24 protein-coding genes are annotated in these 25,266 nt (G+C 39.1%); 14 read left to right on the forward strand and 10 right to left on the reverse strand.

Annotated features, from left to right (window positions below; genetic code table 11):
• Positions 1-207: 207 nt before the first annotated feature.
• The 3 genes from GQR39_RS09625 to coaBC form a co-directional block, all read right to left on the reverse strand.
• Positions 208-2,976: a prolyl oligopeptidase family serine peptidase gene (locus GQR39_RS09625; protein ID WP_165735475.1), complete on the reverse strand. Its 2,769-nt coding sequence runs from the start codon at positions 2,974-2,976 to the stop codon at positions 208-210.
• 140 nt (positions 2,977-3,116) lie between these two features.
• Complete coding sequence (slmA, locus tag GQR39_RS09630) at positions 3,117-3,704, reverse strand: nucleoid occlusion factor SlmA (RefSeq protein ID WP_007581932.1); 588 nt, start codon at positions 3,702-3,704, stop codon at positions 3,117-3,119.
• 111 nt (positions 3,705-3,815) lie between these two features.
• Complete coding sequence (coaBC, locus tag GQR39_RS09635; RefSeq protein ID WP_165735476.1) at positions 3,816-5,009, reverse strand: bifunctional phosphopantothenoylcysteine decarboxylase/phosphopantothenate--cysteine ligase CoaBC; 1,194 nt, start codon at positions 5,007-5,009, stop codon at positions 3,816-3,818.
• 144 nt (positions 5,010-5,153) lie between these two features.
• Here coaBC and radC point away from each other — a divergent pair, with 144 nt between their 5' ends.
• From radC to rpmG, 3 genes are all read left to right on the forward strand, one after another.
• The gene (radC, locus tag GQR39_RS09640; RefSeq protein ID WP_007581936.1) at positions 5,154-5,828 is read left to right on the forward strand and encodes a DNA repair protein RadC; all 675 of its coding nucleotides are present in this window, start codon (positions 5,154-5,156) and stop codon (positions 5,826-5,828) included.
• Positions 5,829-6,102: 274 nt separating this feature from the next.
• A complete protein-coding gene (gene rpmB, locus GQR39_RS09645) occupies positions 6,103-6,339 on the forward strand; it encodes a 50S ribosomal protein L28 (RefSeq protein WP_004335549.1) in 237 nt (78 codons plus the stop codon).
• A gap of 11 nt (positions 6,340-6,350) precedes the next feature.
• Entirely contained in the window at positions 6,351-6,506 is a 156-nt protein-coding gene (gene rpmG, locus GQR39_RS09650; protein ID WP_004335545.1) for a 50S ribosomal protein L33, read from the forward strand.
• Between the two features lie 199 nt (positions 6,507-6,705).
• Here the strand turns inward: rpmG and GQR39_RS09655 are convergent, their stop codons facing one another.
• Positions 6,706-7,632 (reverse strand): manganese-dependent inorganic pyrophosphatase, encoded by a 927-nt coding sequence (locus GQR39_RS09655; RefSeq protein ID WP_007581938.1) that lies wholly within the window; start codon positions 7,630-7,632, stop codon positions 6,706-6,708.
• A gap of 118 nt (positions 7,633-7,750) precedes the next feature.
• Here GQR39_RS09655 and GQR39_RS09660 point away from each other — a divergent pair, with 118 nt between their 5' ends.
• Together GQR39_RS09660 and mutM are read left to right on the forward strand one after the other, a co-directional pair.
• A complete protein-coding gene (locus tag GQR39_RS09660; RefSeq protein ID WP_007581940.1) occupies positions 7,751-8,266 on the forward strand; it encodes a hypothetical protein in 516 nt (171 codons plus the stop codon).
• The gene (gene mutM, locus GQR39_RS09665; protein ID WP_121954795.1) at positions 8,266-9,075 is read left to right on the forward strand and encodes a bifunctional DNA-formamidopyrimidine glycosylase/DNA-(apurinic or apyrimidinic site) lyase; all 810 of its coding nucleotides are present in this window, start codon (positions 8,266-8,268) and stop codon (positions 9,073-9,075) included. Before GQR39_RS09660 ends, mutM begins: the two co-directional genes overlap by 1 nt.
• 101 nt (positions 9,076-9,176) lie before the next feature.
• On the opposite strand, the gene GQR39_RS09670 is transcribed toward mutM, so the two are convergent.
• From GQR39_RS09670 to GQR39_RS09685, 4 genes are read right to left on the reverse strand one after another with little or no spacing between them, the layout of a single operon-like run.
• Positions 9,177-9,677, reverse strand: a complete 501-nt coding sequence (locus tag GQR39_RS09670) for a DUF3299 domain-containing protein (protein WP_121954794.1) — start codon at positions 9,675-9,677, stop codon at positions 9,177-9,179.
• A gap of 14 nt (positions 9,678-9,691) precedes the next feature.
• Positions 9,692-10,924, reverse strand: a complete 1,233-nt coding sequence (locus tag GQR39_RS09675) for an ABC transporter permease (RefSeq protein ID WP_165735477.1) — start codon at positions 10,922-10,924, stop codon at positions 9,692-9,694.
• Positions 10,921-11,619 (reverse strand): ABC transporter ATP-binding protein, encoded by a 699-nt coding sequence (locus GQR39_RS09680; RefSeq protein ID WP_165735478.1) that lies wholly within the window; start codon positions 11,617-11,619, stop codon positions 10,921-10,923. Before GQR39_RS09680 ends, GQR39_RS09675 begins: the two co-directional genes overlap by 4 nt.
• 7 nt (positions 11,620-11,626) lie before the next feature.
• On the reverse strand, positions 11,627-12,697 hold the full coding sequence (locus tag GQR39_RS09685) for a CDP-glycerol glycerophosphotransferase family protein (protein WP_206007809.1): 1,071 nt from the start codon (positions 12,695-12,697) through the stop codon (positions 11,627-11,629).
• 178 nt (positions 12,698-12,875) lie between these two features.
• Here GQR39_RS09685 and GQR39_RS09690 point away from each other — a divergent pair, with 178 nt between their 5' ends.
• From GQR39_RS09690 to GQR39_RS09720, 7 genes are all read left to right on the forward strand, one after another.
• A complete protein-coding gene (locus GQR39_RS09690) occupies positions 12,876-13,979 on the forward strand; it encodes a phosphoribosylaminoimidazolesuccinocarboxamide synthase (RefSeq protein WP_165735479.1) in 1,104 nt (367 codons plus the stop codon).
• Positions 13,980-14,101: 122 nt separating this feature from the next.
• Entirely contained in the window at positions 14,102-14,764 is a 663-nt protein-coding gene (locus tag GQR39_RS09695; RefSeq protein WP_165735480.1) for a methylamine utilization protein, read from the forward strand.
• Complete coding sequence (locus GQR39_RS09700; RefSeq protein ID WP_165735481.1) at positions 14,757-17,072, forward strand: EAL domain-containing protein; 2,316 nt, start codon at positions 14,757-14,759, stop codon at positions 17,070-17,072. Before GQR39_RS09695 ends, GQR39_RS09700 begins: the two co-directional genes overlap by 8 nt.
• Entirely contained in the window at positions 17,059-17,892 is an 834-nt protein-coding gene (locus GQR39_RS09705; protein WP_007581959.1) for a DUF3034 family protein, read from the forward strand. The genes GQR39_RS09700 and GQR39_RS09705 overlap by 14 nt, the downstream gene beginning before the upstream one ends.
• Positions 17,892-18,311 (forward strand): group 1 truncated hemoglobin, encoded by a 420-nt coding sequence (locus GQR39_RS09710; RefSeq protein WP_007581961.1) that lies wholly within the window; start codon positions 17,892-17,894, stop codon positions 18,309-18,311. The genes GQR39_RS09705 and GQR39_RS09710 overlap by 1 nt, the downstream gene beginning before the upstream one ends.
• A 198-nt stretch (positions 18,312-18,509) precedes the next feature.
• Positions 18,510-19,583, forward strand: a complete 1,074-nt coding sequence (locus GQR39_RS09715; protein WP_240918195.1) for a capsular biosynthesis protein — start codon at positions 18,510-18,512, stop codon at positions 19,581-19,583.
• Entirely contained in the window at positions 19,583-20,416 is an 834-nt protein-coding gene (locus GQR39_RS09720; protein ID WP_165735483.1) for a sulfurtransferase, read from the forward strand. Before GQR39_RS09715 ends, GQR39_RS09720 begins: the two co-directional genes overlap by 1 nt.
• A 444-nt stretch (positions 20,417-20,860) precedes the next feature.
• Here the strand turns inward: GQR39_RS09720 and GQR39_RS09725 are convergent, their stop codons facing one another.
• Entirely contained in the window at positions 20,861-21,220 is a 360-nt protein-coding gene (locus GQR39_RS09725) for a DUF5522 domain-containing protein (RefSeq protein WP_165735484.1), read from the reverse strand.
• A gap of 43 nt (positions 21,221-21,263) precedes the next feature.
• Here GQR39_RS09725 and GQR39_RS09730 point away from each other — a divergent pair, with 43 nt between their 5' ends.
• Positions 21,264-21,590, forward strand: coding sequence for a hypothetical protein (locus GQR39_RS09730; RefSeq protein ID WP_007581969.1), 327 nt, complete (start codon positions 21,264-21,266; stop codon positions 21,588-21,590).
• 95 nt (positions 21,591-21,685) lie between these two features.
• Here the strand turns inward: GQR39_RS09730 and GQR39_RS09735 are convergent, their stop codons facing one another.
• Complete coding sequence (locus tag GQR39_RS09735) at positions 21,686-22,654, reverse strand: class 1 fructose-bisphosphatase (RefSeq protein WP_008137851.1); 969 nt, start codon at positions 22,652-22,654, stop codon at positions 21,686-21,688.
• Positions 22,655-22,808: 154 nt separating this feature from the next.
• Here GQR39_RS09735 and GQR39_RS09740 point away from each other — a divergent pair, with 154 nt between their 5' ends.
• A complete protein-coding gene (locus GQR39_RS09740) occupies positions 22,809-25,238 on the forward strand; it encodes a zinc-dependent metalloprotease (protein ID WP_165735485.1) in 2,430 nt (809 codons plus the stop codon).
• The last annotated feature ends 28 nt before the right edge of the window (positions 25,239-25,266 follow it).

Below are 25,266 nucleotides of genomic sequence, written 5' to 3' on the forward strand. Positions count from 1 at the left end.
TAAGATTTTTACTATAGCTTTTTAACTTTGATTAAAACGCTTATATACGGTGGTGTTTATAAAAGTTTAAAGATCATTACAGCATTTTTCAAAGGTATGAAGGACTAGGTAGTGACTGATTACTTAAATGTAATATGCCTCGCCTTGATTTAATTGACGCAGAGCTCGCCGTTATCGCTTACGTAGAGCTCTGAATAAATGTTATATCTATTCCTCTATAAATGCTTCGCCTTGTGTCATCCACTTTGCAGCTGGTTTGCCTTTTAAGTAATGATCAAAGTACTGCATCATACGTACTGAAAAATCGACCTGATTAGGAAACTTTTTCAAATGATGCGGTTCACCTTCGTATTGTAAAAAGGTTGCATCTTTACCTGCACGGCGCAGAGCTAAGTAGTACTGCACGCTCTCATGCCAAGGTACTGCATCGTCTTTGTCGCCAGACATTATTAAGATAGGTGTATTAACTTTATCTGCAAAAAATACCGGTGAGTTTTCTATATAAAGCTCAGGAGCTTCAAATAAGTTTTTACCAATACGGCTTTGCCCTGTTTCGTATTGAAATTGACGCGCAAGCCCCGATTTTAAACGTATGCCACTGTAAGCACTTGTCATGTTAGATACTGGCGCACCCGATACAACCGCTTTAAATATATCTGTTTGGGTTATCATAAACGCACTTTGATAGCCCGCCCAAGAGTGACCTTGTAAGCCTACTTTATCAGGGTCGGCTATGCCTAAATCTATTAATTTTTGGGTGGCGTTTATCATGGTTTGCGTTGACGATTTACCCGGGTGACCTATTTCAAAGCGAATATCAGGTAAAAATACCGCATAGCCGTTTGAGGTAAACATAGGGAAGTTAGGGCGATGGTTTAATTCCATTTTTGGAAAATCAAACATGCGCTGACTCATGTAACGATAAAAATACACAACCACAGGTACTTTATCGCCTTTTTTATATCCCGCTGGTTTTATTAGGACGCCTTGTAAATCTTCGCCGTCAAAGCCTTTATAGCTTATTAGTTCTGGCTTTTCGCCCCAGGCAAAATTACTAATTTGTGGGTTTAGCGTGGTCACTTTTTTTGGTGCGCTAAAGCTAAAATCTGTTTGGTAGTAATCAGGAAATTGGCTATAAGTTTGCGAGGTAAATAAGTACTTGTCAGCCTTTTTGGCTTTTTTAACCATATCAAAGCGTTTATTACCGCTAAGCACCTTAGTTATTGTGTTAGTGGTTAAGTCGAGCTTTGCCACTTCGCTTTGTTTAGTTTGTAAGTTAATAGCAGAGACAAGTAATGTATCGCCTTTTTTAAAGCCCACTTGGGTTTTATCAAGCTTAATAACACGGTACTGCGTATTGCTTTGCTTACCATTAGTTAGGCGTTTAGCTTGCTGCGTTTTTACGTCAAATGCCCAAATATCGTATTTACTATAAGCAAGCACTTGGCTGCTATCGGTCATCCAACCAGCAAAACCATAACCAGGTTGGGTAGAAGGGTAGTCGTGTTTATCATCAGCAAAGGTTGCCTGAATCGCTTTTGTAAGCGGTGTTACTTTATTATTTTTTAAATCTTTTAACTGTATTTGGCTGTCGTTAAAATAAGCCGCAAACTCTCCATTAGGTGCAAGGTTCGGTTTAAACGGGTAGTTACTAATAATGGGAGTTTGTTTACCGGTGTTTATATTTACTGCAAAGTAATCAGCAAAAAAACCGCCGTACATTATTTTTTCTAAGTAGGGAATGTTAGATGAGCCAAGTAAAGACACATCTCGCTCAGGCTTTAGTGCAACCTCAGGCATGTTTGGTGTACTAAGTTGCGCAACTTTTTGCGAGTTAACGTGATATACCGCGCTGTAATGGCGGTTTTTATTAACTTCGTTCCATTGCTGTTCTTCACGCGGTTTTATTTGCGCATCGTTGTTGTGCCATACATCTAAACCTTTATGTTCACGTATGGTATCAAAGTCGTACAATGAGGCTTCGTCGGTATATTCTTTGGCTTTTACTTTAGCTGCTAATTTTGGATGGTTTTCAAAATATAAGCGCTCGCCATTTTCTGACCATTTAAGGGATGCTGTTTTACCTAGGGTCCATGTTTTATCAGGTGAGGCTATTGTTGAAAGTTTATCGTTTTTATATAGCTGTAAACTGTAGCTTCGACGGCGCGTGTCATCATTTACATAGTTACCTAATGTAAACACTGCAATATTGTCAGTTGGGTGCCATGCTATTTTATTTGCGATTGCGCCCGGTTCATCAATTAATACGCTGCTAGTAAAGTCACTTAGCTCAATCAGCGCTATTTGGTTGTTATTACCATCGCTGTAACTTTGACTCACTAATAGCTGGCTGTTGGCTGAGTTAATCGCGTAGCTAAATACGTTTTCTATTGTATGGGTGCGTTTATCAGATAAATTTACGATAACAAGCGCATAGCTCTTATCTTTTTTATCGGGCGTGATAGCGTTGTCTACTTCGTTTTTAGCGCTATCGGTTTTATCTTCTACTTTTGCGTCATCGTCTTTTTTATTTAAACGATAAGCAAGCCACATACCGTCATCAGATACCGTGTAATCTTTTACATCAGCAAAGTTTTGTTGGGCACCTGATTGCGTGTTTACGAGTACCAGATTGTTTTTAAGTGTGTCTTTTTTTTTGGTTATTTCTTTTTCAAGTAAGGTAGGCACTTGTGTAAAAGCGACCCAGTTAGCGGCTTTATTAATATGAGGCTTAGTGCCGCGTTCTACTTCTGCGATGAGCGTATTGCTTTGTAGTGAGTAAACTTGGCCAGTTGCATTTCCACGATACGGCGTTGCACTAAAAGTGAGTACTTGGCCATTGTCAGATAGTTGTGTGCTTTTAGCTGATTTAAAACTAAATACGTCTTTAAATTGTAGCGATTCTTTGGCGTGTATGCCGGTGCTAGTTAAGCTGGCAACGAGTGCCGTGCTTAATAAGGTGAGTTTTGTTTTCATTATTGATTCTCGTATTATGACATTGTTTCATTGTAACGAGTTTGGCTCACAATTCGAGCGGATCAGATAAATGGCAGCTACATACGACAAAACGACCCGTAGGTCGTTTTTTGGTATTTAATTTATTAATTTAGCAAACATTACAGCCAAATTTTTTGTAGCTCAAGCCATTGTTTTTCAAATTGAACACTTGGCTTTGCTTTAAAGTCGCTACGTACAAACTGATTCATTTTGCCTTCAACGTAGGCAAGTAAAAAGTTTGCAAGTGTAAGCTCATCACTTTGAAAGTTTTTACCTTCACGTAATTTACGCTCACGAAGTACTTGTTTAAACTGAGTTTCTAGTTTTTCAAACAAGCTTTGTACCCGCTCGCGTAAACGTTCCTGCTCACCTTGCAGAGCATCGCCAGTTAAAATACGAGTAATGCCTGGATTTTTTTCAGCAAAGGTTAGAAGTAATAATAGAATGTTATAAATGCGCGTTTGGCTTTCTTTTTCGTTTTCAATAATAATATTTATACGAGATAAAAGGGTATCTTCAATAAACTCAATTAAGCCCTCAAACATACGCGCTTTGCTCGGAAAATGACGGTATAGCGCGGCTTCAGACACACCCACCTCAGCAGCTAGTTTTGCTGTGGTGATGCGTTGTCCTAAATTAGTTTCTAACATTTGTGCGAGTGCTTGCAGTATTTGCTCTTTGCGATTACTTCTTTTTGTCGCAGGCATGAACATTCCTTTTTATTAGTTATTCTTAGTGGCGCAGTTAAGAACCCTAGTCATTTTTTGTTCAAATGATTGGCGTATGTTAATGTTTTATTCAGTTTGTTTCCAGCCTTTTTATAGATGTTTAGCCAGCTGTTCGATCACCTTGCGAGCTATTTCTATTTTACTTGTTGTTGGTAATTCTAGTTGTTCGTTATGCCAGTACAGTGTTAAAGCATTATGATCGGAATTAAACCCTAAGCCACTTTTTGATACGTCATTAGCGCAAATCATATCTAGATTTTTATTTTGTAGTTTACCTTTAGCATAGCTTTCTACATTTTGAGTTTCGGCGGCAAATCCAACCGTATAGGGGCGGTTTTGTGTAAGGTTGGCAATAGCTGCAATTACGTCAGGGTTTTTAGTTAAAGTAAGGGTGAGTTCGTCGCCTTGCTTTTTCATTTTTTGAGTCGCAATGTTTGCAGCTCGATAATCTGCTACAGCAGCGCAGCCAATAAATGCATCTGATTGCGGTGCATAGGTAAGTGACTCAGTTAATAGCTCCTCAGCGCTTTCTATATTGATAAGGTTTACGCCAGTAGGGGCTTTTATAGTGACCGGACCCGAAATTAAATTAACCTTAGCACCGAGTTGCAAAGCGGCTTCTGCCAGTGCATAACCCATTTTTCCAGAGCTGTGATTTGATATAAAGCGTACCGGGTCGAGAGGCTCACGCGTTGGGCCTGCTGTTATTGTAATTGTTTTTCCTGCAAGTAATTGCGGTTGCTCTTTTGCTATACATAGCGCAACTAGCTCATGAGGCTCTAACATGCGTCCAGCGCCGATATCGCCACAGGCTTGCTCACCTTTACCAGGGCCCCAAATAAGTACGTTACGTGCCTTTAATGTGGCTAAATTAGCTTGTGTTGCTGCGTGTGCATACATTTGCTGGTTCATGGCTGGTGCAACTGCGACTTTTGCAGGCGTTGCTAGCAGTAACGTCGTTAGTAGGTCGTCAGCAATGCCGGCTGCCATTTTAGCAATAATATTACACGTCGCTGGAGCAACTAAAATTAAGTCAGCCCATTTTGCAAATTCAATATGCCCCATTGAAGCTTCAGCAGAAGGGTCTAGTAATGAGTCAGAGACTGTTTCTCCACTAACGGCTTGCATGGTCAGTGGTGTAATAAAGTGTTTAGCTGATTCAGTCATAACTACTTTTACTTCACAACCAGAGTCTTTTAATCGCCTAACGAGTTCTGCACATTTATAAGCTGCAATACCGCCGGTAATACCTAGTACAATTTTTTTGTTTGTTAAGTTAGTCATGGATGTTCATCAGTTTTTATTAAATATTGGGCTTAAAATAACAAATCTTTACCCATACAGCGAAGTTTTTTAATTCGAAATAACAGGCTAAATTTCAAATTTGCATTACATTTATAAGACACTTTCGCCTCTCAAGGATGAATAATGCAACTTACGTCACTACCAAACTCACTTCGACCTCGTGAAAAGCTCATAGCAAAGGGGGCTAAGGCGCTGACTGACGCAGAGCTTCTTGCCATATTTTTACGAACAGGGTTACCGGGAATGAATGTAATTGAGTTGGCTCAGCATTTATTAAACGAGAATAAAACACTTCATAATTTGTTTAATGCCAGCATTGAGGAGTTTTGCTCTCAAAAGGGGTTAGGGACCGCTAAGTATGTTCAGCTACAAGCTGTGTTAGAGCTAAGCCAACGTTATATGCAGGAGCGTTGCCAACGAGACGCCGTGTTTAATTCGCCAAACTCAGTTTACGATTACCTAACAATTCAAATGCGAGGTTTGCAACAAGAAGTATTTATGGTGTTATACCTAGATAGCCAAAATAGATTAGTAAAAGATGAAATACTTTTTTATGGCACAATTAATTCTGCCAGCGTTTATCCGCGTGAAGTGGTAAAGGCTGCCCTTAAAAATAATGCAGCCGCTGTTATTTTTGCGCATAATCATCCAAGTGGTATTGCAGAACCGAGCCAAGCAGACAAACTTATTACTAATAAATTGCAGCAAGCACTGCAATTGGTCGACATAAGTGTGCTCGATCACATCATTGTTGGTGGAGAAACGTGTGTTTCGTTTGCCGAGCGAGGCCTGATTTAGCTTTGTTAGATACAGAAGTGTATTAAAAATGAGCTGTTTAACGTGTTTTGGCAAATTAGTTTAATTTAAATGCAGTTTTTACTTTCCCTAAGGGCATTCGATCTTTATAATTAGCCGCTATCAAATTTACATATATGAGCTGATTGGATAGATCAGTGTTTGATCTTTGCCTGTAAAAGCTGTATAAAGAGCGCCCTTCGATTTATCTCTAGGGCGGAAATACACGGCCTTAGATTAAATTAAGCTCGAGCGAAGTTATTGGAGATATATAGACATGTCTAAAGTATGTCAAGTTACAGGTAAGCGTCCTGCGGTTGGTAATCACCGTTCACACGCGAGAAACGCGACTAGACGTCGTTTCCTACCTAACCTACAAACACACCGTTTTTGGGTTGAAAGTGAAAAACGTTTTGTAACATTACGCACTACTACTAAAGGTATGCGTATTATCGATAAAAAAGGCATCGACACGGTTCTTACAGAAATCCGTGCTCGCGGCGTTAAAGTTTAAGGATCTGAATCATGCGCGATAAAATCCGTTTAGTTTCAACTGCCGGTACTGGTTTTTTCTACACTACTGACAAAAACAAACGTAACATGCCTGAGAAGATGGAAATCAAAAAGTTTGATCCAAAGATTCGTAAACATGTTCTTTTTAAAGAAGCTAAAATTAAGTAATTTTAGTTCTTTTAGAATTTAAAAACCCAGCCTAGGCTGGGTTTTTTGTTTTTAAAAATATGATTAGTGAATTGATATAAAAAACCTCGTTGGCATAACCAACAAGGCTTTTAAATCAAAAAACGTTATACCAATAGCATTAAATTAGTGAGCTATTTAATGCGATAAAATAATCATGTTTTTAATAAAATTGGTATCATTAGATTTTTGTGAATGCATCTTGTAGTGGTGGTACTACTTGCTTTTTACGGCTCAGTACACCATCTAACCATACTTTATCATTCTCTGGTTTTACACCGTAAGCCTGCTCAACTAAGTTTGCATCGTCAGATACAATTAGCATTTCTGAGCCTTCTTTCATTATATCGGTAAGTAGTAAAAATACAGAGTGGCGATTACCCTCAACTTTTAGCTTAGCAATATCGGCTGCAAGGTCTGCTTTAATATCGTCAAAAACAGCAAGGTCGATTACTTCTAGTTGGCCAATGCCTACTAGGTTACCGTTCATGTTGAAATCTTTAAAGTCGCGCATTACTAAATCACGTGCTGGTGTGTCTTCTACCGCAGATTTAACGCGAAACATATCCATACCCAATTCTTTAAAGTCTTCTACGCCTGCAATTTCAGCTAGCGCTTCAACACATTTAATATCGGCAGTGGTACATGTTGGTGATTTAAATATGACTGTGTCGCTTAAAATTGCACACATCATAATACCCGCGATGTCTTTAGGGATTTCTACGCTGTAGAAGTCGTACATCATTTTAATAATGGTGTTTGAACAACCAACAGGACGAATCCAACATTCAAGCGGAGTAGATGATGTTAAGTCACCTAATTTGTGGTGATCTACCACGCCAACAACGCGAGCTTGGTCGATATCATCGGGTGCTTGTGTTTTTTCTGTGTGATCTACAATATACACATCTTCACCCGCGTAGCTTAATTTAAGCTCTGGTGCTTCGAAGCCAAATTTATCAAGGATAAATTGAGTTTCAGGTGATATTTCACCAAGACGAGTTGGAATTGCTGGCTCATCGATTTGGTTTTTTAAATAAGCCAGTGCAATTGCACCACAAATAGAATCTGAATCTGGGATTTTATGGCCCACTACATACATAGACATTGACGGAACTCCTTTAAATTTGCCGATATTCTAACAAAGTCTGCGGCCTTTAACATATAGACAGCGCAATTAAGTTTTAGTTACACTTTAAAATCTTGAATTTACTAGGTGTATTAATATGCGACTGGGCCGTAAAGGTTGGAACAACGTTATAATATTTTCGATGTTGATTATGATCTTCTTTTTGAATGGCTGGCATAAGCAACTTTTGGGAGGGGAGGATAAACCAACATTACAAGCCGTACTCCCCCAGCAAAGTTTTGTACTGACACTGCAATTTGTTGATCAAAAAATTGAGCGAATAGGAACAAGCTGGCGTACAACCCCACTACAAAAAGACATACCGCTTGTGTGGCAAGCCTCTGAGCAGCAACTTAGTGATTTAATTAACCAATGGCAAAGCGCGCAGTTAATGGGTGTTAACGAATCTGTTGTTTTTAATCCTAATGCACCTTTATATGTTGCTACATTTGAGTTGGCTGGCGAGAGTTTACCTTGGGTTTATTTGCTTTATAAAGGCGATGGGCAATATTACTTACTCGAAAAGAGTAGCCAACGAATACTCGCACTCGATTTAAAAACTGCACAGCAGTTATTTCCTAGTTTTGATTTTTCACAAAGTGAGTCTAATTAATGCCTGAATTACCAGAGGTAGAAGTGAGCCGAATGGGCATCACTCCCCACGTACAAAACCAAGTTGTTACAAAGGTAAATATTTACAATGCCAGTATGCGCTGGCCAGTGCCAGATGACGTGTATCAACTTGAAGGGCTAATTGTTACTAGTATTGAACGACGAGCTAAATACTTACTTTTACACTGTGAGCTTGGGAGCACTATTTTACATTTGGGTATGTCAGGTAATCTACGTGTTGTAGATAAAAGTGAGCCGCTTAAAAAGCATGACCACGTAGAGTTTATTTTTGGCAACGGTAAAGCACTGCGCTTAAACGATCCTCGTCGCTTTGGTTGCTGCTTATGGCAAGAGCCAGGTGAAGTGCATAAGCTACTCTCTAAGCTTGGTCCTGAGCCGCTTACCGATGATTTTTTTGCTAAACGCGTGTACGAACAATCGCGCAATAAAAAAGTACCCGTAAAGCAATTTATTATGGATAACGCAGTGGTGGTTGGTGTTGGTAATATTTACGCGAATGAATCGTTATTTAAAGCGGGTATACATCCAAAGCGAGAAGCGGGAAAAGTATCGCTCAAACGTTATCAAGCACTTATCCCTATTATAAAGGACACGCTTGCTGCGGCTATAATACAAGGTGGTACAACGCTTAAAGACTTTGCACAAAGTGATGGTAAGCCAGGGTATTTTGCTCAAGAGTTATTAGTATATGGGCGCAAAGGCAAGCCATGTATGACGTGTGAAAACGAATTAGAAGAAATTAGATTGGGGCAGCGCAGTACTATTTTTTGCTCAAATTGCCAAAAGTAGTTATCTAGTTATCTAGTTATTTGAATATTTAGTTATGTAAATTTTATCGATTCTAAATTTAATGAGATTTAAGGGCCAGCTTTAAAAGCGGGCCCTTAATTTTAAAGCTCAAACGGTGCTACACCGACCGCTTTCATTTTATATCCTACCTGCGCGATTTCGCCCGACCACGTTTGTGTACTTATTATTCCAGTTACAACAATTGCGTCGTATAGGCTATCTATTGGTACTCCACCTTTAATTGTTACATGGACTATTTGATTTGGCGGTGGTGGTGGTACGTGTATACAGGCGCCAAAATAAGGAACGAGTAAAAACTCGGTAATTACTTCGCTATCGCCCTCAAGTGGCACAACAAAACCAGGCAAACTCACCGATTGGCCATCAAGTGCCTTTACCACTGGAGCATCTAAATCGGGTTGCACCCAGTTTTGATCACTACCTTCGTGATTAGCTTGTGCTTGAGTGTCTATTTGCACGTGGTTTTTAGGGATTAAGTCTTCCCAAAAAATTTCTTTTGGTGGATTAGCATAACTCGCTACGCTTATAAATAATAAGCCAATAGCAGCAATGTACTGAAAAGCTGTTTTAAAAAATGTCATAAAATCCCTAAAAATTATGCTTTTATACTCATACCATCGCTGAGTGAATAAAAATAAGCGCGAGTAGCGGGTATTAAGCCAATAATAAAACCGGCTACCATAATAACGCCGATTAAGCCCAGTTCATAGTAAGAGAGTATTGTGATATTTACGCTTATACCGGCATGGCTTTGTAAGTAACCGCCGGCTGAAAAAATAGCTAAATAGTAAAGCACACTACCTGCTAGGCAACCAAGTAAAGTGGTCAGTAGTGACTCAATACTTATAAGTGTAAATAAATGCCAAGGGCGAGCGCCTACCGAACGTAATATAGCAAGTTCGCGACGACGCTGACTTAAATTTGCGAGCAATGTCGTTAGCATGCCAAGTAGGCTAATTAACACGACAACAGCTGAGAATAGCAAAAGTATTTTTTCTACTATGGCGAGCATTTCCCATAACTCTTTAAGTGTTACGGTTGGCATAATCCCAAGCAGGGCTTCTGGCTTATATTGATTTATATTGCGCCTAATTTGTAGCGTGTATAAAGGCGATTTGAATCCCATTAAAAATGCTGTAATTTGTTTTGGATGCCCAACTAGGTCGTCATGCTCATGCTCAAGGCTCGCTTTACCGCCGTGAATTAAATCGATTGCAGCCAAAGGAATATGCAGCGTTTTATCAACAGGCGTGCCAGTAGAGTTTAAAATACCGACGACTTTAAATGGGTTATCGTCATGATGATGAAAACTGGTGTTCCCCATACCGTGCGATATAACAATAGAGTCGTTAAGTTTATAACCTAATTTATTTGCAACTTCACTACCTAGCACCACTTCGTTAATTGCAGCAAAAGGTTGGCCTTTGTTAAAGGTTAAGTTTTGTTTTTTTGCAAAGCGATAATGGCTAAAGTAATCAAGTGTTGTGCCTAGTACCGCTTGACCTTTATGGCTGTCGCCTAGGCTTATAGGTATGCTCCATTTTACGCCACGCTGACTTGTTATGTATTCATAACTTTTCCAGCTTACGCCGTTATTAGTATGGCCAATTCTAAATACTGACGAAAGCAGCAACTGTATGTCGCCGGTACGCGCACCAACAATTAAATCAGTGCCCGAAATAGTATTACTAAAACTACTTTTAGCATCAATTCGTACACGCTCAATACTTAAAAGTAACATTACACTAATTGCGATAGTAAATAATGTAAGCAGTACACTTGCGCGGCGGTTTAATAAGCTTTTGTAAGCAAGTTTAGCGAGAATCATACTTGTTCCTGCAAGCTTATAAGGTCAATGGAGCGGTCAAATAAAGGCTTTAGTGTTTCATCGTGGCTCACAAATACCAGCGTACTATTAGATAACTTTGCTTGTTCAAACAGTAGCTTTATAAAGCTCTCACGGTTATTTGTATCGAGTGCAGATGTGGGCTCATCAGCAATTATTAATTCAGGGCTGCCTATAAATGCGCGAGCTGCAGCAACGCGCTGTTGCTGTCCAATACTCAATGTCGCTACATCTTTATGGTGATACTGCGCAGTAAGGCCTAAAGCATTTAATAACCGCATCGCTTCTTTTTGTAAGGCAGAGTTTTTATTTGATGATTGCTTTAATATTTTTTGTTTTCGACTTTTTGAAAACTCACACCCAAGCGTTATATTTTCAATAGGAGTTAAATAAGGAAGCAAGTTAAAGTTTTGAAAAATGTAGCCAATGTGATCCGCTCTAAAAACATCACGGGTAGTATTGCTTAATGTAGTTAGGTTTTGGTCTAAAATTGATACCTCACCGCTGGTGGCTGTATTAATACCAGCAAGAATCGCTAACAATGTCGATTTACCTGAGCCACTAGGACCGTGTAAAAAAATACGCTCGCCTTTTTCAATAACTAGCTCTTTTATGTTGAGCGTGGGAGAGCTATCGCTTTTATGCCACTTAAAAGTAACATTTTTTAGGTTTATCATTATTTGGTTACCAACCCCAATAGTTTAGATCTTTACGCATTTTTAGTTGTCTTATTATATTTAGTGGTTTGGATTTTAGTTTATCGCTACTTTGTAAAAATTCATTAGCTGCATTTAATACGCGCTGGCTAGATTGACCATCGGTATATGGATGAAGTTCCTGGCAATAGCTTTCAATACTTTGCATTAAATCACTAGGTTTAGTAAGCGCATGTTCAATAGCTGCTTCTACTTCATCAGCATCGGTAATATCAAGTAAATGAGGAAGTGGTTTTTGATTGCAAAATGTTACTACCGGTTTACGTAGTAGTAAAAACATTAAAAGAACTGACGAAGTATCGCACAGCATAACATCGGCAGCTTGCAGTAACGGCAAGACGTTATCGGTTTCAATAAATGTTAGGTTTTCGCTACTCAACGCTTTGTATTTATTAACCCATTCGGTAGGCATTTTAGGATGAAATTGCATCAAAATACGCCACTTACCTTGTTTACTAAAATGTTTTATTTGCTCATATAATTTAGGAGCAAGTGACAGCTTTCGTGAGAAAGTAGAGCATATAAGTAAAGTAGGGCGAGAGTCGTCACTTACATAAGGATTATTTGAAGTATTGCTAAAAAGTGGATCGAGCGTTGGCCAGCCAGTTTCAGCTACTTTAAAGAAACCATGCTGCTTAGCTAGCTCTTTAAATCGGGTTGTTGTATTTGGACCTTGCGTACAATATAAATCGTAACAACCACGAATAGTAAAATGCCCACGATTACCTTCAGAGCTGCGCTTTTCAGAGTTAAAACCATGAAATACAGCTACTTTTTTACCCGGAATAAAGCTCGGTACTATATTGCCCGGTATAAATGTAATGTTTGGAGACCAGCTTTTAACATCTTTTATGGTATGTAAACGCTGCTCGTTTGTGGTTAAAAAATCGGGGTTTACTTCGCTACCAGCTAAAAACCAGCGTACTTCACCACCATATGCCAATATTTGCGCCTGCAAAGGTCTCAAGATAGCGTATGAATAATTCTGAGAAATATACATCAAGTATTTTTTATTTTTAGTGGCAGTTAAGTAGTTCAAGCTATCTCCTCAGGCTGGTTAGCACATTAAGTTTACCCCATTGCGACTTGCTTATAAATATATGCCTTTATTTGTTTTAAGCATCCGATTGAGCTTTGAGGTTGGCTAGATTATTATACAGCCCATATAACCCCATACCATACTTTGCTCAAAGAGCATCCCTAACCCCGGAGATAGCATGACTAGCTATAAAGTTTTAGACGTAAACGATGATTTACCCATTCGTACCAAAGGTGAAGTACACAGCGGTAAAGTTCGTTCAGTTTATTGGTTAACTGATGAAGACAGCGCACGATTAATTAAAGACAAAGGCTACCAAGTACCGACAGGTACTGAGCTTGCGATTATGGTTATTTCAGACCGAATTTCTGCATTTGATTGCATTTGGCAAGGCGAAAATGGTTTAAATGGCGTACCAGGTAAAGGTATAGCGTTAAACTCAGTGGCAGCCCATTGGTTTAAGTTATTTGATAAAGCAGGCCTTGCGGGTAATCATATTGTTGATATTCCACATCCGTATGTGTGGATTGTACGCAAAGCTAGTACAGTAAAAGTAGAGGCAATTGCTCGCCAATATATTACGGGTAGCATGTGGCGTGACTACGCTAAAGGCATACGTAACTTTTGTGGTATTGACTTGCCTGAAGGCTTAAAAGCGAACCAAAAGCTTGATAACGTTTTAATTACGCCATCAACAAAAGGTATTATTAAAGGCGTTGCTGATATTCCGCCAGTTGATGATGTAAATATTACTCGCGCTAACATTACTAATAACTTAGACGTATTTAACTTTAAATCGGTAGATGACGTAACCAAATACGAAAAGCTGTTAGTTGAAGGTTTTAAATTAATTAGTGATGAACTAGCGAAGCTTAACCAAATTTTTGTAGATACAAAATTTGAGTTTGGTTATGTAGAGGATTTAAATGGCGCGCAACAGCTTATATATATTGATGAAGTAGGCACGCCTGATTCGTCACGTATTTGGGATGAAGCTGCATACAAAAATGGTAAAATTGTTGAAAATTCTAAAGAAGGTTTTCGCCAATTACTTATTAATAATGTGCCAGAGAGCGACGTATTATTAAATAAAGATCGCATGAGTGAGCGTGAGCAATTAGCAAAAGATTATATTTTACCAGAATCAGTAATGCTTGAAGTGTCAAATACCTATGTTGGCATAGCGAGCAAAATTGTAGGTAAAGATATTGTGATCCCTGAAGATCCTCGCCAAGAAGTAATTACTATTTTAGATAACGATTACGGATTAATTGTTAAATAGCAGCACTTAAGTGCTAACAAAGCCAGTAACTAAGTCTTTATTTTTAGTTACTGGGCTATAATTCTTGCAATTAGTGCTCGTCTCTAATTAACTTAACCTAACATTAATATTTAGGTGTTGTTATGTTTGAGCGGGCATTGCAAAAGTTTGCTAAAAGTCATTACTTTTTAGCTATAGGTTTGTTTTTTAGTCAGTTTGCTTTAAGTGCGAATATTGAATTAGTAATAGAAGATCAACACGGCCAAAAGTTATCAGGTGCAGTGGTTGAGCTTAATATTGCTGACAAACAAGCCACACCATCAAATTTGCCCATTGCTATAATGGATCAAGTCCATAAGCAGTTTTTACCCGAATTATTAGTTGTACAACAGGGTCAAAAAGTTAACTTTCCTAACAGCGATAATATTCGCCATCATGTTTATTCTTTTTCACAAGCTAAGCCTTTTCAACTAAGATTATATTCAGGGCAACCAAAAGAGCCCATTACGTTTGAGCAACAAGGGGTTGTTGTTTTAGGGTGTAATATTCATGACTCTATGGTTGGCTATATCTATGTAGCGAGTAGTGAATCCGTATATAAAACAGATAAAAAAGGCTATGTTAGTTTGCCTATTAATACGCTGCCTGCACAAGTGAGTTTGTGGCACCCTTTACAAACAGCGCCATTGGAGAATAAAAAAATGATAACAATTAATTCTCAAAAACAGTTACAGATAACAGTAAACACATCGACCCCAGCACCTAGAAATACCTTTGGTAGTAAGTTTAAGGCTGGTAATGACTAATAGTTTACGAAATCGCATAACCATTTTATGTGTTGGCTTAGTGTTATTAACCACTATGGTCAGCTTGTTTAGTTTTTGGTGGTCTACGAGTAAGTTTCAAGAAGAAAAAGTAAATCAAGACATTACCGTAGCGCAAAATGTTTATAAGCAATATTTAAAATCAAAAGAAAGCTTACTACTAACCGCAGCAAAAGTACTCACCTCCGACTTTGGTTTTAAGCAAGCTGTAGCAACGCGAGATGCCGGGACAATAAGCAGTGTGTTGTTTAATCATAGCCAACGTATTGATGCCGAATTAATGCTGTTACTTGATTTATCGGGTAAGCTAATTTCCGCCAATACTGACGAAGATGTTTTTGCACATAACTTAAAGCCGTTAATGGAAGAGCTTTTAAGTGCGCCAGAAGAGTCTAGTTTTGTGGTGCTTAATAACGAGCTTTACCAAATTATTTTATTACCCGTAAGAGCGCCACGTACAGTGGCCTATAGTTTGGTGGGCTTTAAAATTGATGACAATGTAGCCCATGAACTAAAAAGCTTAACAGGCATGGATGTGAGCTTTATAGGTAGCGCTGACGATATTGTTATTAGTTCATTAGCTAATCGCCCTGAGCAATTTGAACCTGTTAGCTATTTTAGTACCGTAACCACTTCGCGGTTTTTTGGTGAGTATTTGGTGTATCGTAACCGAGATATAGATTTACCATCGTTGTTGACCCATCCTATAATTATTTTACTGAGCGCCGATTTAACACAAAGTTATAGTGACTTCGAAAAACTTCTTTTTACACTTATTATTTTAGCTATTTTAACTATGTTTGTAGGTGTTATTACGAGCAGCATATTTGCAAATAATTTAACTACGCCACTTACTCAACTAGCTGTAATAGCAAGGCAATTTGCACAAGGTAATTATACTTTTGAATTTAAAGGGCGCAGGCAAAGCACCGAAATAGACACGCTAGTCGCAGCGTTTGATAGCATGGGTAATGATATTAATCAGCGCGAGCAACAAATTAGCTTTCAAGCCAGACACGACTCCCTAACAGGCTTTTATAACCGCTCAGCTATGCTTGAGGTGCTTGATGAAGAGTTAGATTCATCAGCCGAGTACACGCTCGTTGCAATAGACATAAAAGGTCTTCGCCATATAAACGATAAGCTCGGTCCGCGCATTGGTGATGACTGCCTAAAGGCGGTTGCTTGTAGAATAAGTGAGTTTTCGGATGAGTTAGGGGGCTTTCATGCTCGTATTGGCGGCGATGAGTTTTTAACTGTGTTTCCGACTGCGGCAGCGCGCGAACACAAAAGCGGTATTGTTGGCTTAATGGCACAATTACAAGCGTGCTACACCATTCAAAAACTAAAAATTAACTTACGCTTTAGTGCGGGCATTGTGCAGTATCCTACGCAAGGAATTGCAAGTGATGACTTAATGCGCCGCGTGCTAATTGCTGTTGAAAGTGCTGCAAACACACAAGAGAGCATACATTATTATCAAAATGGTGAAGACGAGGCGCACTTAGAGCGCTTAATAATGCTTGATGAATTAAAGCAGGCTATTAGTGATGATGATGGTCAGTTATTTATGACCTATCAGCCAAAATTACACATGAAAACGCAAAAAATAGATAAAGTTGAGTCGCTTATTCGCTGGCAGCGAAAAGATGGTAGCTGGGTTAATCCTGAACTGTTTATTGACTTGGCTGAGCAGTCGGGCCTTATTGTTGAACTTACAGGGTGGGTTGTTAATACGGTTGTAGCACAAGTAGCTGATTGGCAGTTTAAAAATATAAACTTACAAGCTGCAATAAATGTATCTGCGCAAGACATAGCATTTCCGGGCTTTCATGCTGCATTAGTTCGTACGCTTAAAAAGTACAAAGTAGATCCTAAGCTGATCACTATTGAGCTTACTGAGCGCGATATGATCGAAAACGAAGAAAAAGGTATTAAAGCGCTCGAAAACCTAAAGGCAATTGGCGTTAAAATATCATTAGATGATTATGGTGTAGGGCAAACATCACTTGGTCGATTAAAAATGTTACCGATTGATGAGCTTAAGCTAGATAAGTGCTTTATCCTAAAACTTGATGAATCGCAAAAAGATCAATTTATAGTGCAATCATCAATTACGTTGGGGCATCAGCTAGGTTTCTCGGTTGTAGCTGAGGGGGTTGAAACACTTGGCTCATTAAATTTACTTAGAGGTATGCAGTGTGACCATGCACAAGGCTATTACTTAAGTAGGCCTTTAAAAGCAGAACTATTAGAAGAATGGCTGGAGGAATACTATGAAAAAAATTAAATACTTATTAGCAAGTTTGTTTTTAATAATTAGTGTACCGAGCATTGCAAGCAATGGAAAACTGCTAGCTACGCCGGGAGTTTCTCAAATTGAAGGCAGTGGCGGCGGTGGTATTGTACCGTGGGCACAACTTGCTGGGTACGCAAGTGATGACGAATTTTCGGTAAATGGCTTTTGTAGCCGCGCAGATGTAACCGACTACACACTTGACGTATGTGGTGCACAACTTAATTTATTTAATCGCGTTGAGCTCAGTTATGCCCAACAGCGCTTTGATGTACCAGCACTTGATGCTGAAATAGAGCAGTCAATTACAGGTGCTAAAATACGTTTATATGGCGATATTGTTTACAGTGATTGGCCACAACTTAGCTTAGGTATTCAGCATAAATCACTGGATGATGGCAGTATTGCAACACTTGTAGGCGCAGAAGATACTAGCGGCACTGACTACTACCTCGCTGCTAGTAAGTTACATTTGGGGGCTATTGCTGGTTATAACTGGTTTTGGAACGTAACTACACGATACAGCGAAGCTAATCAACTTGGTTTGCTTGGCTACGGTGGAGAAAATGGTAGTGGTAAAGTGCTATTTGAAGGCAGCACAGCACTATTTTTTAGTCGTGAAGTCGCCGTAGGTGTTGAGTATCGTCAAAAATCAAATAACTTAAACTTAGGCGAACAAGATTGGAAAGACTTATTTGTAGCATGGATGCCTAATAAGCACGTAAGTGTGACAGCGGCTTACCTTGATTTAGGAAGCATTGCAGGAGCTGACGATCAAACAGGTTGGTATTTATCGGTAACAGGGTATTGGTAATGAAAAGCGTTGGTATTTTTATAGTATGCGTAGGATTGCTTTGTAGTTGTGCTAGCTCAACACAATTATCGCTTTATCAAAAGCTCGATGGTAAAGCGGGGATAGGCAGAATTGTTGATAGCTTTATCTATCAAATAGGTAATGACGAGCAGATAATTCATTACTTTGAACACAGCAATATAGCGTACTTTCGCCAAGGGTTTATTACTCATATGTGTATGTTAGTAGAAGGCCCATGTACATACGATGGCGACTCTATGGTAGCAATCCATACAGGTATGCATATTACAGAGAAAGACTTTAATCATGTGGTTGATTTACTTATAAATGCAATGAATGAGCAGAACATTAGCCATAGTTTGCAAAACGATATTCTCTCTAGAATGGCACCACTTCGTGGTGAAATTATAAAAATGTAGCCATAAAGGCTTTAAAGTAATTATTAAGTAAAGGGAACCTTGCTTTGATGTCATTGTCCACTTAGAATTATTTCATAAAAACAATAATTGGCAAATATAGCTTGTATGGCTTACCTATTTATCTCTCGCAAAAATGTACACGCAAAATACTATAAAAAAATAATCAAAAAATTGTCGATGGATTGCCAATTACATATCATGGGAGCCCCTAAGCTTTCTGCTGTTAAGTATTTAAAAGATGCGTTTCAAGTTAATTTTACTGATGTAGTTAACTCTCAGCTAAAACGCAAAAGAGCACGTAATGCTATCTGGAATAGTCCTATTATTACTGCTGTTTACAGTGCTGGGTTAGTTTTATTTGAACGATTACGATACGCTAAGTATTTAGCCTTATTAACCGAGACTAATCCTGAGTGCATTGTTATTTGGAACGGCAATAAACTTCCAAATACGACCGTTGCTATGGCTGCAAAAGCATTAGGTGTTAAGCAGTTTTATTATGAAAATGGTTTACTACCCGGTACAAGCAGTTTAGACCCTAGCGGTATTAACTATAATGCGTCGTTAAGCCGTGACCCTTCTTTTTACCTAAATTTTGACCCACAAAATAAGCTAAATTTTTGTGCGCCGGATTTAATTCCAAGAGCTGATCATAAAAAGCGCTGTGAATTTGAATGCGCCGATGTGCCAGAACGCTATATATTTGCGCCTTTTCAAGTACCTCACGATACTCAATTAGCTAGCTTTTCTCCGTGGATAAACTCTATGGACATGTTTTACGACGAGGTGATTAAAGCGGTCAAAAGCTTAAACGATCCAAGTTTAAAAGTGGTTTTTAAAGAGCATCCGTCGTGGCATAAACATTACGCTCATCTTTATGAAAAAGATCCGATTGCAATTTTTGCTAATGGAAATCAAACAAGTGATTTGATTAAGTGCGCTGAAGCCGTATTAACGATTAATTCAACGGTCGGCTTAGAAGCATTGCTGCTCAATAAACGAGTTTTAACTCTTGGACAAGCCTGTTACAACATTGAGGGTTTGGTAAAGCATGCAAGCACTGCAGAGCAGCTAGCAGAGAATATGAACGAAGTAGTGCAGGGCTGGCAACCAAATACATTATTAAAGGATAAGTTTTTTAGCTTTATTGAACATGTATATTGTATTCCTGGCGTTTGGAAACACACTGAAGATAAACACATTAAAGCGATTGAAGCGCGTTTTACGGGTAATGACGAGTTTGCTAAGTATCATGGTGATAAGGAATCGTAGTGAAAAACCTAATTAGCTGTCAGCAATTACACGAGCAACTTAATAATCCTGCATTAGTGATATTTGATGCAGGTATGCTGCGCCCAGGTGTTTTGGGTACTTATTCGCCGCAAGCAATGCTGCCTAACGCTAAACGTTTTGACATAAAAAACGAATTGGCCGATAGATCAAATCCCTTACCAAGTATGGTATGCAGCGAGCAGCAGTTTACCCACATGATGCAAAATGCAGGTTTAAATAACGACTCGTTTATAGTTGTATACGAAGATGGCGGTTTATTTAGCGCAGCAAGAGCGTGGTGGATGTTTAAAGCTATGGGGCATCACAATGTTAAAGTACTCAGTGGTGGCCTTAAAAAGTGGTTAGAGAGCGATTACGCCACACAACAAGGTTATAGCAAAGCGTCAGGTACAGGTGATGTTACGGCAAACTATAACTCTGCGTATTTTATTAATAGCCAACAAGTGGTTGACGTAATCGATGAGCCCAGCACTGCATTGCTAGATGCACGTGCTTATAAGCGTTTTACAGGCGAAGAAAGTGAACCCCGAAAAGGCATGCGTAGCGGGCATATCCCAAATAGTCGCTCGTTACCTTTTATGGATTTACTTAATAAAGGTGAAGCAAAACCACTTACTGAAATTAAAGCGATATTTAATGACGTGGTCGGGGATGCACAGCAGCTACAATTTAGCTGTGGCTCAGGTATTACAGCCTGTGTTTTAGCGTTATTTGCTACTGAATGTGGTTACAGTAATTTAAGTGTTTTTGATGGCTCGTGGAGTGAGTGGGGCGCAAGTGATTCATTGCCCATCGCCACGGGAGAAAAGTAGACGTGTTGGATATGTAAAGCTTGCTCACGTTAAAAGCGCAGCGCCTCTAAACCTCTTTGTGAATAACAGTACTTAAAAATATTATTCACAAGGAGAAGTGAAAGTGAAGAAAATGAGAAGATAAAAACCAGTGCTTACTCGTATTTGAATACTATTTTTATACAATAACTTACTCTAAAAGCGCAGCGCCTCTAAACCTCTTTGTGAATAACAGTATTTAAAAATATTACTCACAAGAAAAAGTGAAAGAGAAGAAAATGAGAAGGTAAAAACCAGTGCTTACTCGTATTTGAATACTATTTTTATACAATCACTTACTCTAAAAGCGCAGCGCCTCTAAACCTCTTTGTGAATAACAGTACTTAAAAATATTACTCACAAGAAAAAGTGAAGGAAATGAGAGGGTAAAAACCAATGTTTGCTCGTATTTGTATTAAATGGTTTTTATTTTCTAAAACCATAAGGGCAATTTTTACAACCATTTTTGCAGCACGAACCACGCTTTAAAAAAAACCACTTACTAAATATCATGTAACCACTTTGCATGGTGTAGTCGAGCCCTTCAATTAAATTTTCGTTACCTCTAAATTGTTTTGCAAAGTCTATTTGGGTTTTAATAGGTTGTGTATAAACACCCTCTAAAAAAGTATTTATTTTATTAAGCGTGCACTTGCGGCATAAACAACTTGTTGCTGTGATATCTAGCGGTAAAATAGCCGGCAGCTCATTGCACCAACACGCTGATATATCGTCTACATTACACGTTAGAGTACTGTGGCATTGAGTGCAGTTAAGTTCAGTCATTATAATTCTTTTTAGTAACAGTGAGCCAAGAATAACAAATATTATGAATACACAAAAAGCATTAGCTGAATTTATTACATTTGGTGAGCAAAGGGATGAAGCTATATCGGTTATCGTTTCAAGCCCTGCTGATAGCAATAAAACTCATTATACTCTCTCAACCGAGGTTTTAATTGATGTACTTAAGCGCTGTTTAAGTAACGAAATAGACTTAGATGATTTAGAGCTTTGGGCAAACGTAATTGAATCGCGAGATGACATTGATTGTGCAGAGCATGAAGGTTTTATTTATGCGCTCAGTAATAGCGAGCAAATGGGAGAGCTTAATCATCAAAAGCTTGCTCAAATAGTTGCGTTAGTAAAAATTTGATTTGTTTAAAAAGCGAGGTGTAAAAGCTCACCTACAAAAAAACCGCATTTCAATTGAATGCGGTTTTTTAAATTGAAGACAATCGTTTTAAGCGATTATTTATGATATCCCAAGCACGTTTCGACTTCGTTTTTAGAACCTAAAATAACGGCTACACGCTGGTGGATTGCATCAGGCTGAATATCCATAATACGCTCGGTACCGGTTGATGCGATACCGCCAGCTTGCTCTACTAACATAGCCATTGGATTTGCTTCGTAAAGTAGGCGTAATTTATTTGGCTTTTTAGGATCTTTGGTGTCGGTAGGGTAAGTAAATAAACCGCCACGGCTAAGCACGCGATGTACATCGCCCACCATTGCTGCAATCCAGCGCATATTAAAGTTTTTAGCGCGCGGGCCTGTATCGCCTGCTAGCAAATCATCGATGTAGTTTTGCATAGCTGGTTGCCAATGGCGTTGGTTAGACGTATTAATGGCAAATTCGTTTGTATCAGCAGGAATATCAGCAAAATCTTGTGTAAGTAAAAAGCTGCCTTGTGTTTTATCAAGGGTAAACATACGCGTGCCTTTACCTGTAGTCAGCGCAAGCATTGTTGACGGGCCGTAAAGTACGTAACCTGCTGCAACTTGCTTATGACCTGGCTGCATAAAAATGCTTTCGTCAGCGGCGTCAGAACCTTCAGGCGCTTCCATAATAGAAAATATAGTACCGACAAGCGAGTTAATATCGGTATTTGACGAGCCATCCAATGGATCAAATGCCACTATGAATTTAGCGTCTGGGTTACCTGCTACTGTGTAGTCTTCTTCTTCAGAAGCGATTGCTTTAACCGTACCTGATTCCAGTAAAATATCTTTTAACAGCTGATTAGATAATACATCGAGCTTTTTTTGAGTTTCACCTTGAATGTTTTCATCAAGGGTTGAGCCTAATACGCCAGAAAGCGCGCCTTGACCAACGCGAAACGAAATTTCTTTACATGCTGCTAAAATTGTTCGAATTAATGATAAAAGTTCTCTTGAACAACCATCTTCAAGTAATACTGGAGGGAGTCTACGCATTCTATTTTCCTGATAACGTGTTAAAACCAATCATAATGTGAGAGAGATTAGCTTAGAGCGCTGAAATTCGTCTTAAATAACTGTATTGTTTAAATAGCACCCTATAATGGGACCACCTAATCGTACTTAAAACACAAATAACAAAGATAAGATTATGAAAAAAATACCACTACTAAGTTACATATTCTTTACTGTGCTGTGCTCTATCATAACTCAAGCGCACGCAGCAATTAAGTCAATTGATGAATTTACTACGCAAATGAATCATTTTCCGGGCTATTATTCGTTTTTTTACGATACCCAAAACGGAAAAGTATATTTAAAAGTTGATAAGTTTGAACAACAATTTTTACTGCAGCAAAGCTTGCCTTACGGTATTGGCTCTAACGACATAGGCCTTGATAGAGGTCAGCTTGGTAATACTCACCTTGTGCAGTTTGAGCGTTTTGGCGACAAAGTAATGCTGCGGGCTGTAAATATTTACTATCGTGCCAACACAAGTAACAAGGCCGAACAGCAAAGTATTAAAGAGGCGTTTGCATCAAGTATACTTGCTGGTTTTAAAGTGGTCGCAGAAGATAAAGCCACAGCACTTATTGATTACACACCTTATTTATTAAGTGATGTACACGGCGTAAGCCGAACGCTTGCGGCGCGTAAGCAAGGTAACTTTAGCCTTGATGAGTCACGTAGCGCCGTTTATATGAATCGCTCAAAAGCATTTGTAAAAAACACCGAGCTTGAAGCTGTACTTACATTTAAAGGCACAAAACCAGGTGAATTTGTTCGCCAAGTAAGTGCCGACCCATACTCACTTACCGTACACATGCATCATTCACTTATTCAATTACCAGATGATAACTACACGCCCCGTAAGTTTAATCCGCAATCAGGTTTTTGGAGTATAGAACATAAAGATTACGCAGCGCCGCTTGGTGACTCTATGTACGTGCGTTATATACCGCGCCATCGTTTAACTAAAAAGGATTCAAGTTTACCTATTAGTGAGCCTGTTAAACCAATTGTATATTACCTTGATCCTGGCGTACCAGAGCCCGTTAAAAGCGCTTTGCTTGAAGGTGGAAAGTGGTGGAACGACGCATTTACGGCGGCAGGATATAAAAATGCATTTATAGTAAAAGTGCTGCCAAGTAGCGCCGACCCTATGGATATTCGTTACAACGTCATTCAATGGGTACACCGTGCAACGCGTGGTTGGTCATACGGAAGTTCGGTGATCGACCCACGTACAGGTGAAATACTTAAAGGGCATGTAACACTCGGCTCATTGCGTGTTCGCCAAGATATTTTAATAGCTGAAGCACTCGCTGCTCCTTATTTAAAAGGCAATGAAGTTGCTAAAAACTTGCAAGCAATGGCGCTTGATCGTATTCGCCAATTAAGCGCACATGAAATTGGCCACACGTTAGGTATTTCTCATAACTTTGCAGCATCGGTAGGGGATAGAGCCTCAGTAATGGATTACCCACATCCGCTACTTAGTTTTAATGAACAAGGTAAGCTTGATGTAACGCGCGGCTATGCAACAGGCATGGGCGTGTGGGATACCCAGGTAATTAAATATGGCTATAGCGATTTTACTAACCAAGATGAAAGCGCAGAACTTGCTGCTATTTTAAAAGAGAACAAAGCCAAAGGCCTTGAGTTTATATCAGATAGTGATGCTCGTGCTAAAGGTGGCGCGCATCCAACAGCTCATTTATGGGATAACGGCACTAATCCTTCTCAGGAGCTTTTACGAGTACTCGACGTACGTAAAAAAGCACTTTCGCAGTTTGGTATTAATAATATTAAAACGGGCGACTCATTATCGCAATTAGAGGAAAAACTAGTTCCGCTTTATCTGTTTCACCGTTTTCAGGTTGAGGCTGCAGTGAAACTTATAGCCGGTGTTGATTACGAATACGAAACACGCGGTGACTCACCCGTAAAAGGCGCACAAGTCGTTAATAAAAAAACACAGCAAGAAGCAGTAAACGCTATTTTTGCAACGCTTAAGCCAAGTAACTTATTACTTCCTGAATCTGTGTTATCGCTAATTCCGCCAAAAGCATATGGCGAGTCTAAATCGCGCGAGAGCATAGTTGGACGCACAGGGTTAACGCTCGATGCAATGGCGTTACCCGAGGTTGCAGTGCAGCACAGCTTGTCGCTTTTATTAAATGCACAGCGTTTAAATCGCTTAGCGCAGCAACAAGCGCGTAGTAATGACTTTTATAGTTTAGATGAGTTACTTGAGGAGCTATATAGCCAAGTGTTTAACGTGTCATCACCTAATACAATGACAGGTAAAATCACTCAGCGCGTGCAATTTTTAACTGCAAAAACCATGGCTGATTTAGTAGCAAGCGATAGTGCAAGCCCTGAAGTGCAAGCGCAGTTACGTTACTACTTAGTTAAGTTGAGTGAAGACTTTAACCAAAACTCAATGCTGAGCCATACAAGTACTGGCGAGAGTGCGTTTAAGCAATATTTAGCTGAGCAAATAAATCAGTTTTTAATTAAAGGGCAATGGCCAAACAACTTTAAAGTGCTGCCAATCCCACCGGGCTCACCAATTTAGAATAAAAAGTAGAAGCGCTTATTTTTAA

The organism is Pseudoalteromonas sp. C8, assembly GCF_011378685.1.
Classification (GTDB): Bacteria; Pseudomonadota; Gammaproteobacteria; order Enterobacterales; family Alteromonadaceae; genus Pseudoalteromonas; species Pseudoalteromonas arctica.

Bases quoted from the DNA above. Each gene is read 5' to 3' on its own strand.
- GQR39_RS09725 (WP_165735484.1), bottom strand. From the start codon at position 21,220: ATGACTGAACTTAACTGCACTCAATGCCACAGTACTCTAACGTGTAAT.
- GQR39_RS09735 (WP_008137851.1), bottom strand. From the start codon at position 22,654: ATGCGTAGACTCCCTCCAGTATTACTTGAAGATGGTTGTTCAAGAGAA.
- GQR39_RS09695 (WP_165735480.1), top strand. From the start codon at position 14,102: ATGTTTGAGCGGGCATTGCAAAAGTTTGCTAAAAGTCATTACTTTTTA.
- mutM (WP_121954795.1), top strand. From the start codon at position 8,266: ATGCCTGAATTACCAGAGGTAGAAGTGAGCCGAATGGGCATCACTCCC.
- coaBC (WP_165735476.1), bottom strand. From the start codon at position 5,009: ATGACTAACTTAACAAACAAAAAAATTGTACTAGGTATTACCGGCGGT.
- GQR39_RS09700 (WP_165735481.1), top strand. From the start codon at position 14,757: ATGACTAATAGTTTACGAAATCGCATAACCATTTTATGTGTTGGCTTA.
- GQR39_RS09680 (WP_165735478.1), bottom strand. From the start codon at position 11,619: ATGATAAACCTAAAAAATGTTACTTTTAAGTGGCATAAAAGCGATAGC.
- GQR39_RS09730 (WP_007581969.1), top strand. From the start codon at position 21,264: ATGAATACACAAAAAGCATTAGCTGAATTTATTACATTTGGTGAGCAA.
- GQR39_RS09690 (WP_165735479.1), top strand. From the start codon at position 12,876: ATGACTAGCTATAAAGTTTTAGACGTAAACGATGATTTACCCATTCGT.
- GQR39_RS09715 (WP_240918195.1), top strand. From the start codon at position 18,510: ATGGGAGCCCCTAAGCTTTCTGCTGTTAAGTATTTAAAAGATGCGTTT.
- GQR39_RS09655 (WP_007581938.1), bottom strand. From the start codon at position 7,632: ATGTCTATGTATGTAGTGGGCCATAAAATCCCAGATTCAGATTCTATT.
- GQR39_RS09670 (WP_121954794.1), bottom strand. From the start codon at position 9,677: ATGACATTTTTTAAAACAGCTTTTCAGTACATTGCTGCTATTGGCTTA.
- GQR39_RS09705 (WP_007581959.1), top strand. From the start codon at position 17,059: ATGAAAAAAATTAAATACTTATTAGCAAGTTTGTTTTTAATAATTAGT.
- rpmG (WP_004335545.1), top strand. From the start codon at position 6,351: ATGCGCGATAAAATCCGTTTAGTTTCAACTGCCGGTACTGGTTTTTTC.
- GQR39_RS09675 (WP_165735477.1), bottom strand. From the start codon at position 10,924: ATGATTCTCGCTAAACTTGCTTACAAAAGCTTATTAAACCGCCGCGCA.
- GQR39_RS09625 (WP_165735475.1), bottom strand. From the start codon at position 2,976: ATGAAAACAAAACTCACCTTATTAAGCACGGCACTCGTTGCCAGCTTA.
- GQR39_RS09660 (WP_007581940.1), top strand. From the start codon at position 7,751: ATGCGACTGGGCCGTAAAGGTTGGAACAACGTTATAATATTTTCGATG.
- radC (WP_007581936.1), top strand. From the start codon at position 5,154: ATGCAACTTACGTCACTACCAAACTCACTTCGACCTCGTGAAAAGCTC.
- GQR39_RS09710 (WP_007581961.1), top strand. From the start codon at position 17,892: ATGAAAAGCGTTGGTATTTTTATAGTATGCGTAGGATTGCTTTGTAGT.
- GQR39_RS09740 (WP_165735485.1), top strand. From the start codon at position 22,809: ATGAAAAAAATACCACTACTAAGTTACATATTCTTTACTGTGCTGTGC.
- rpmB (WP_004335549.1), top strand. From the start codon at position 6,103: ATGTCTAAAGTATGTCAAGTTACAGGTAAGCGTCCTGCGGTTGGTAAT.
- slmA (WP_007581932.1), bottom strand. From the start codon at position 3,704: ATGCCTGCGACAAAAAGAAGTAATCGCAAAGAGCAAATACTGCAAGCA.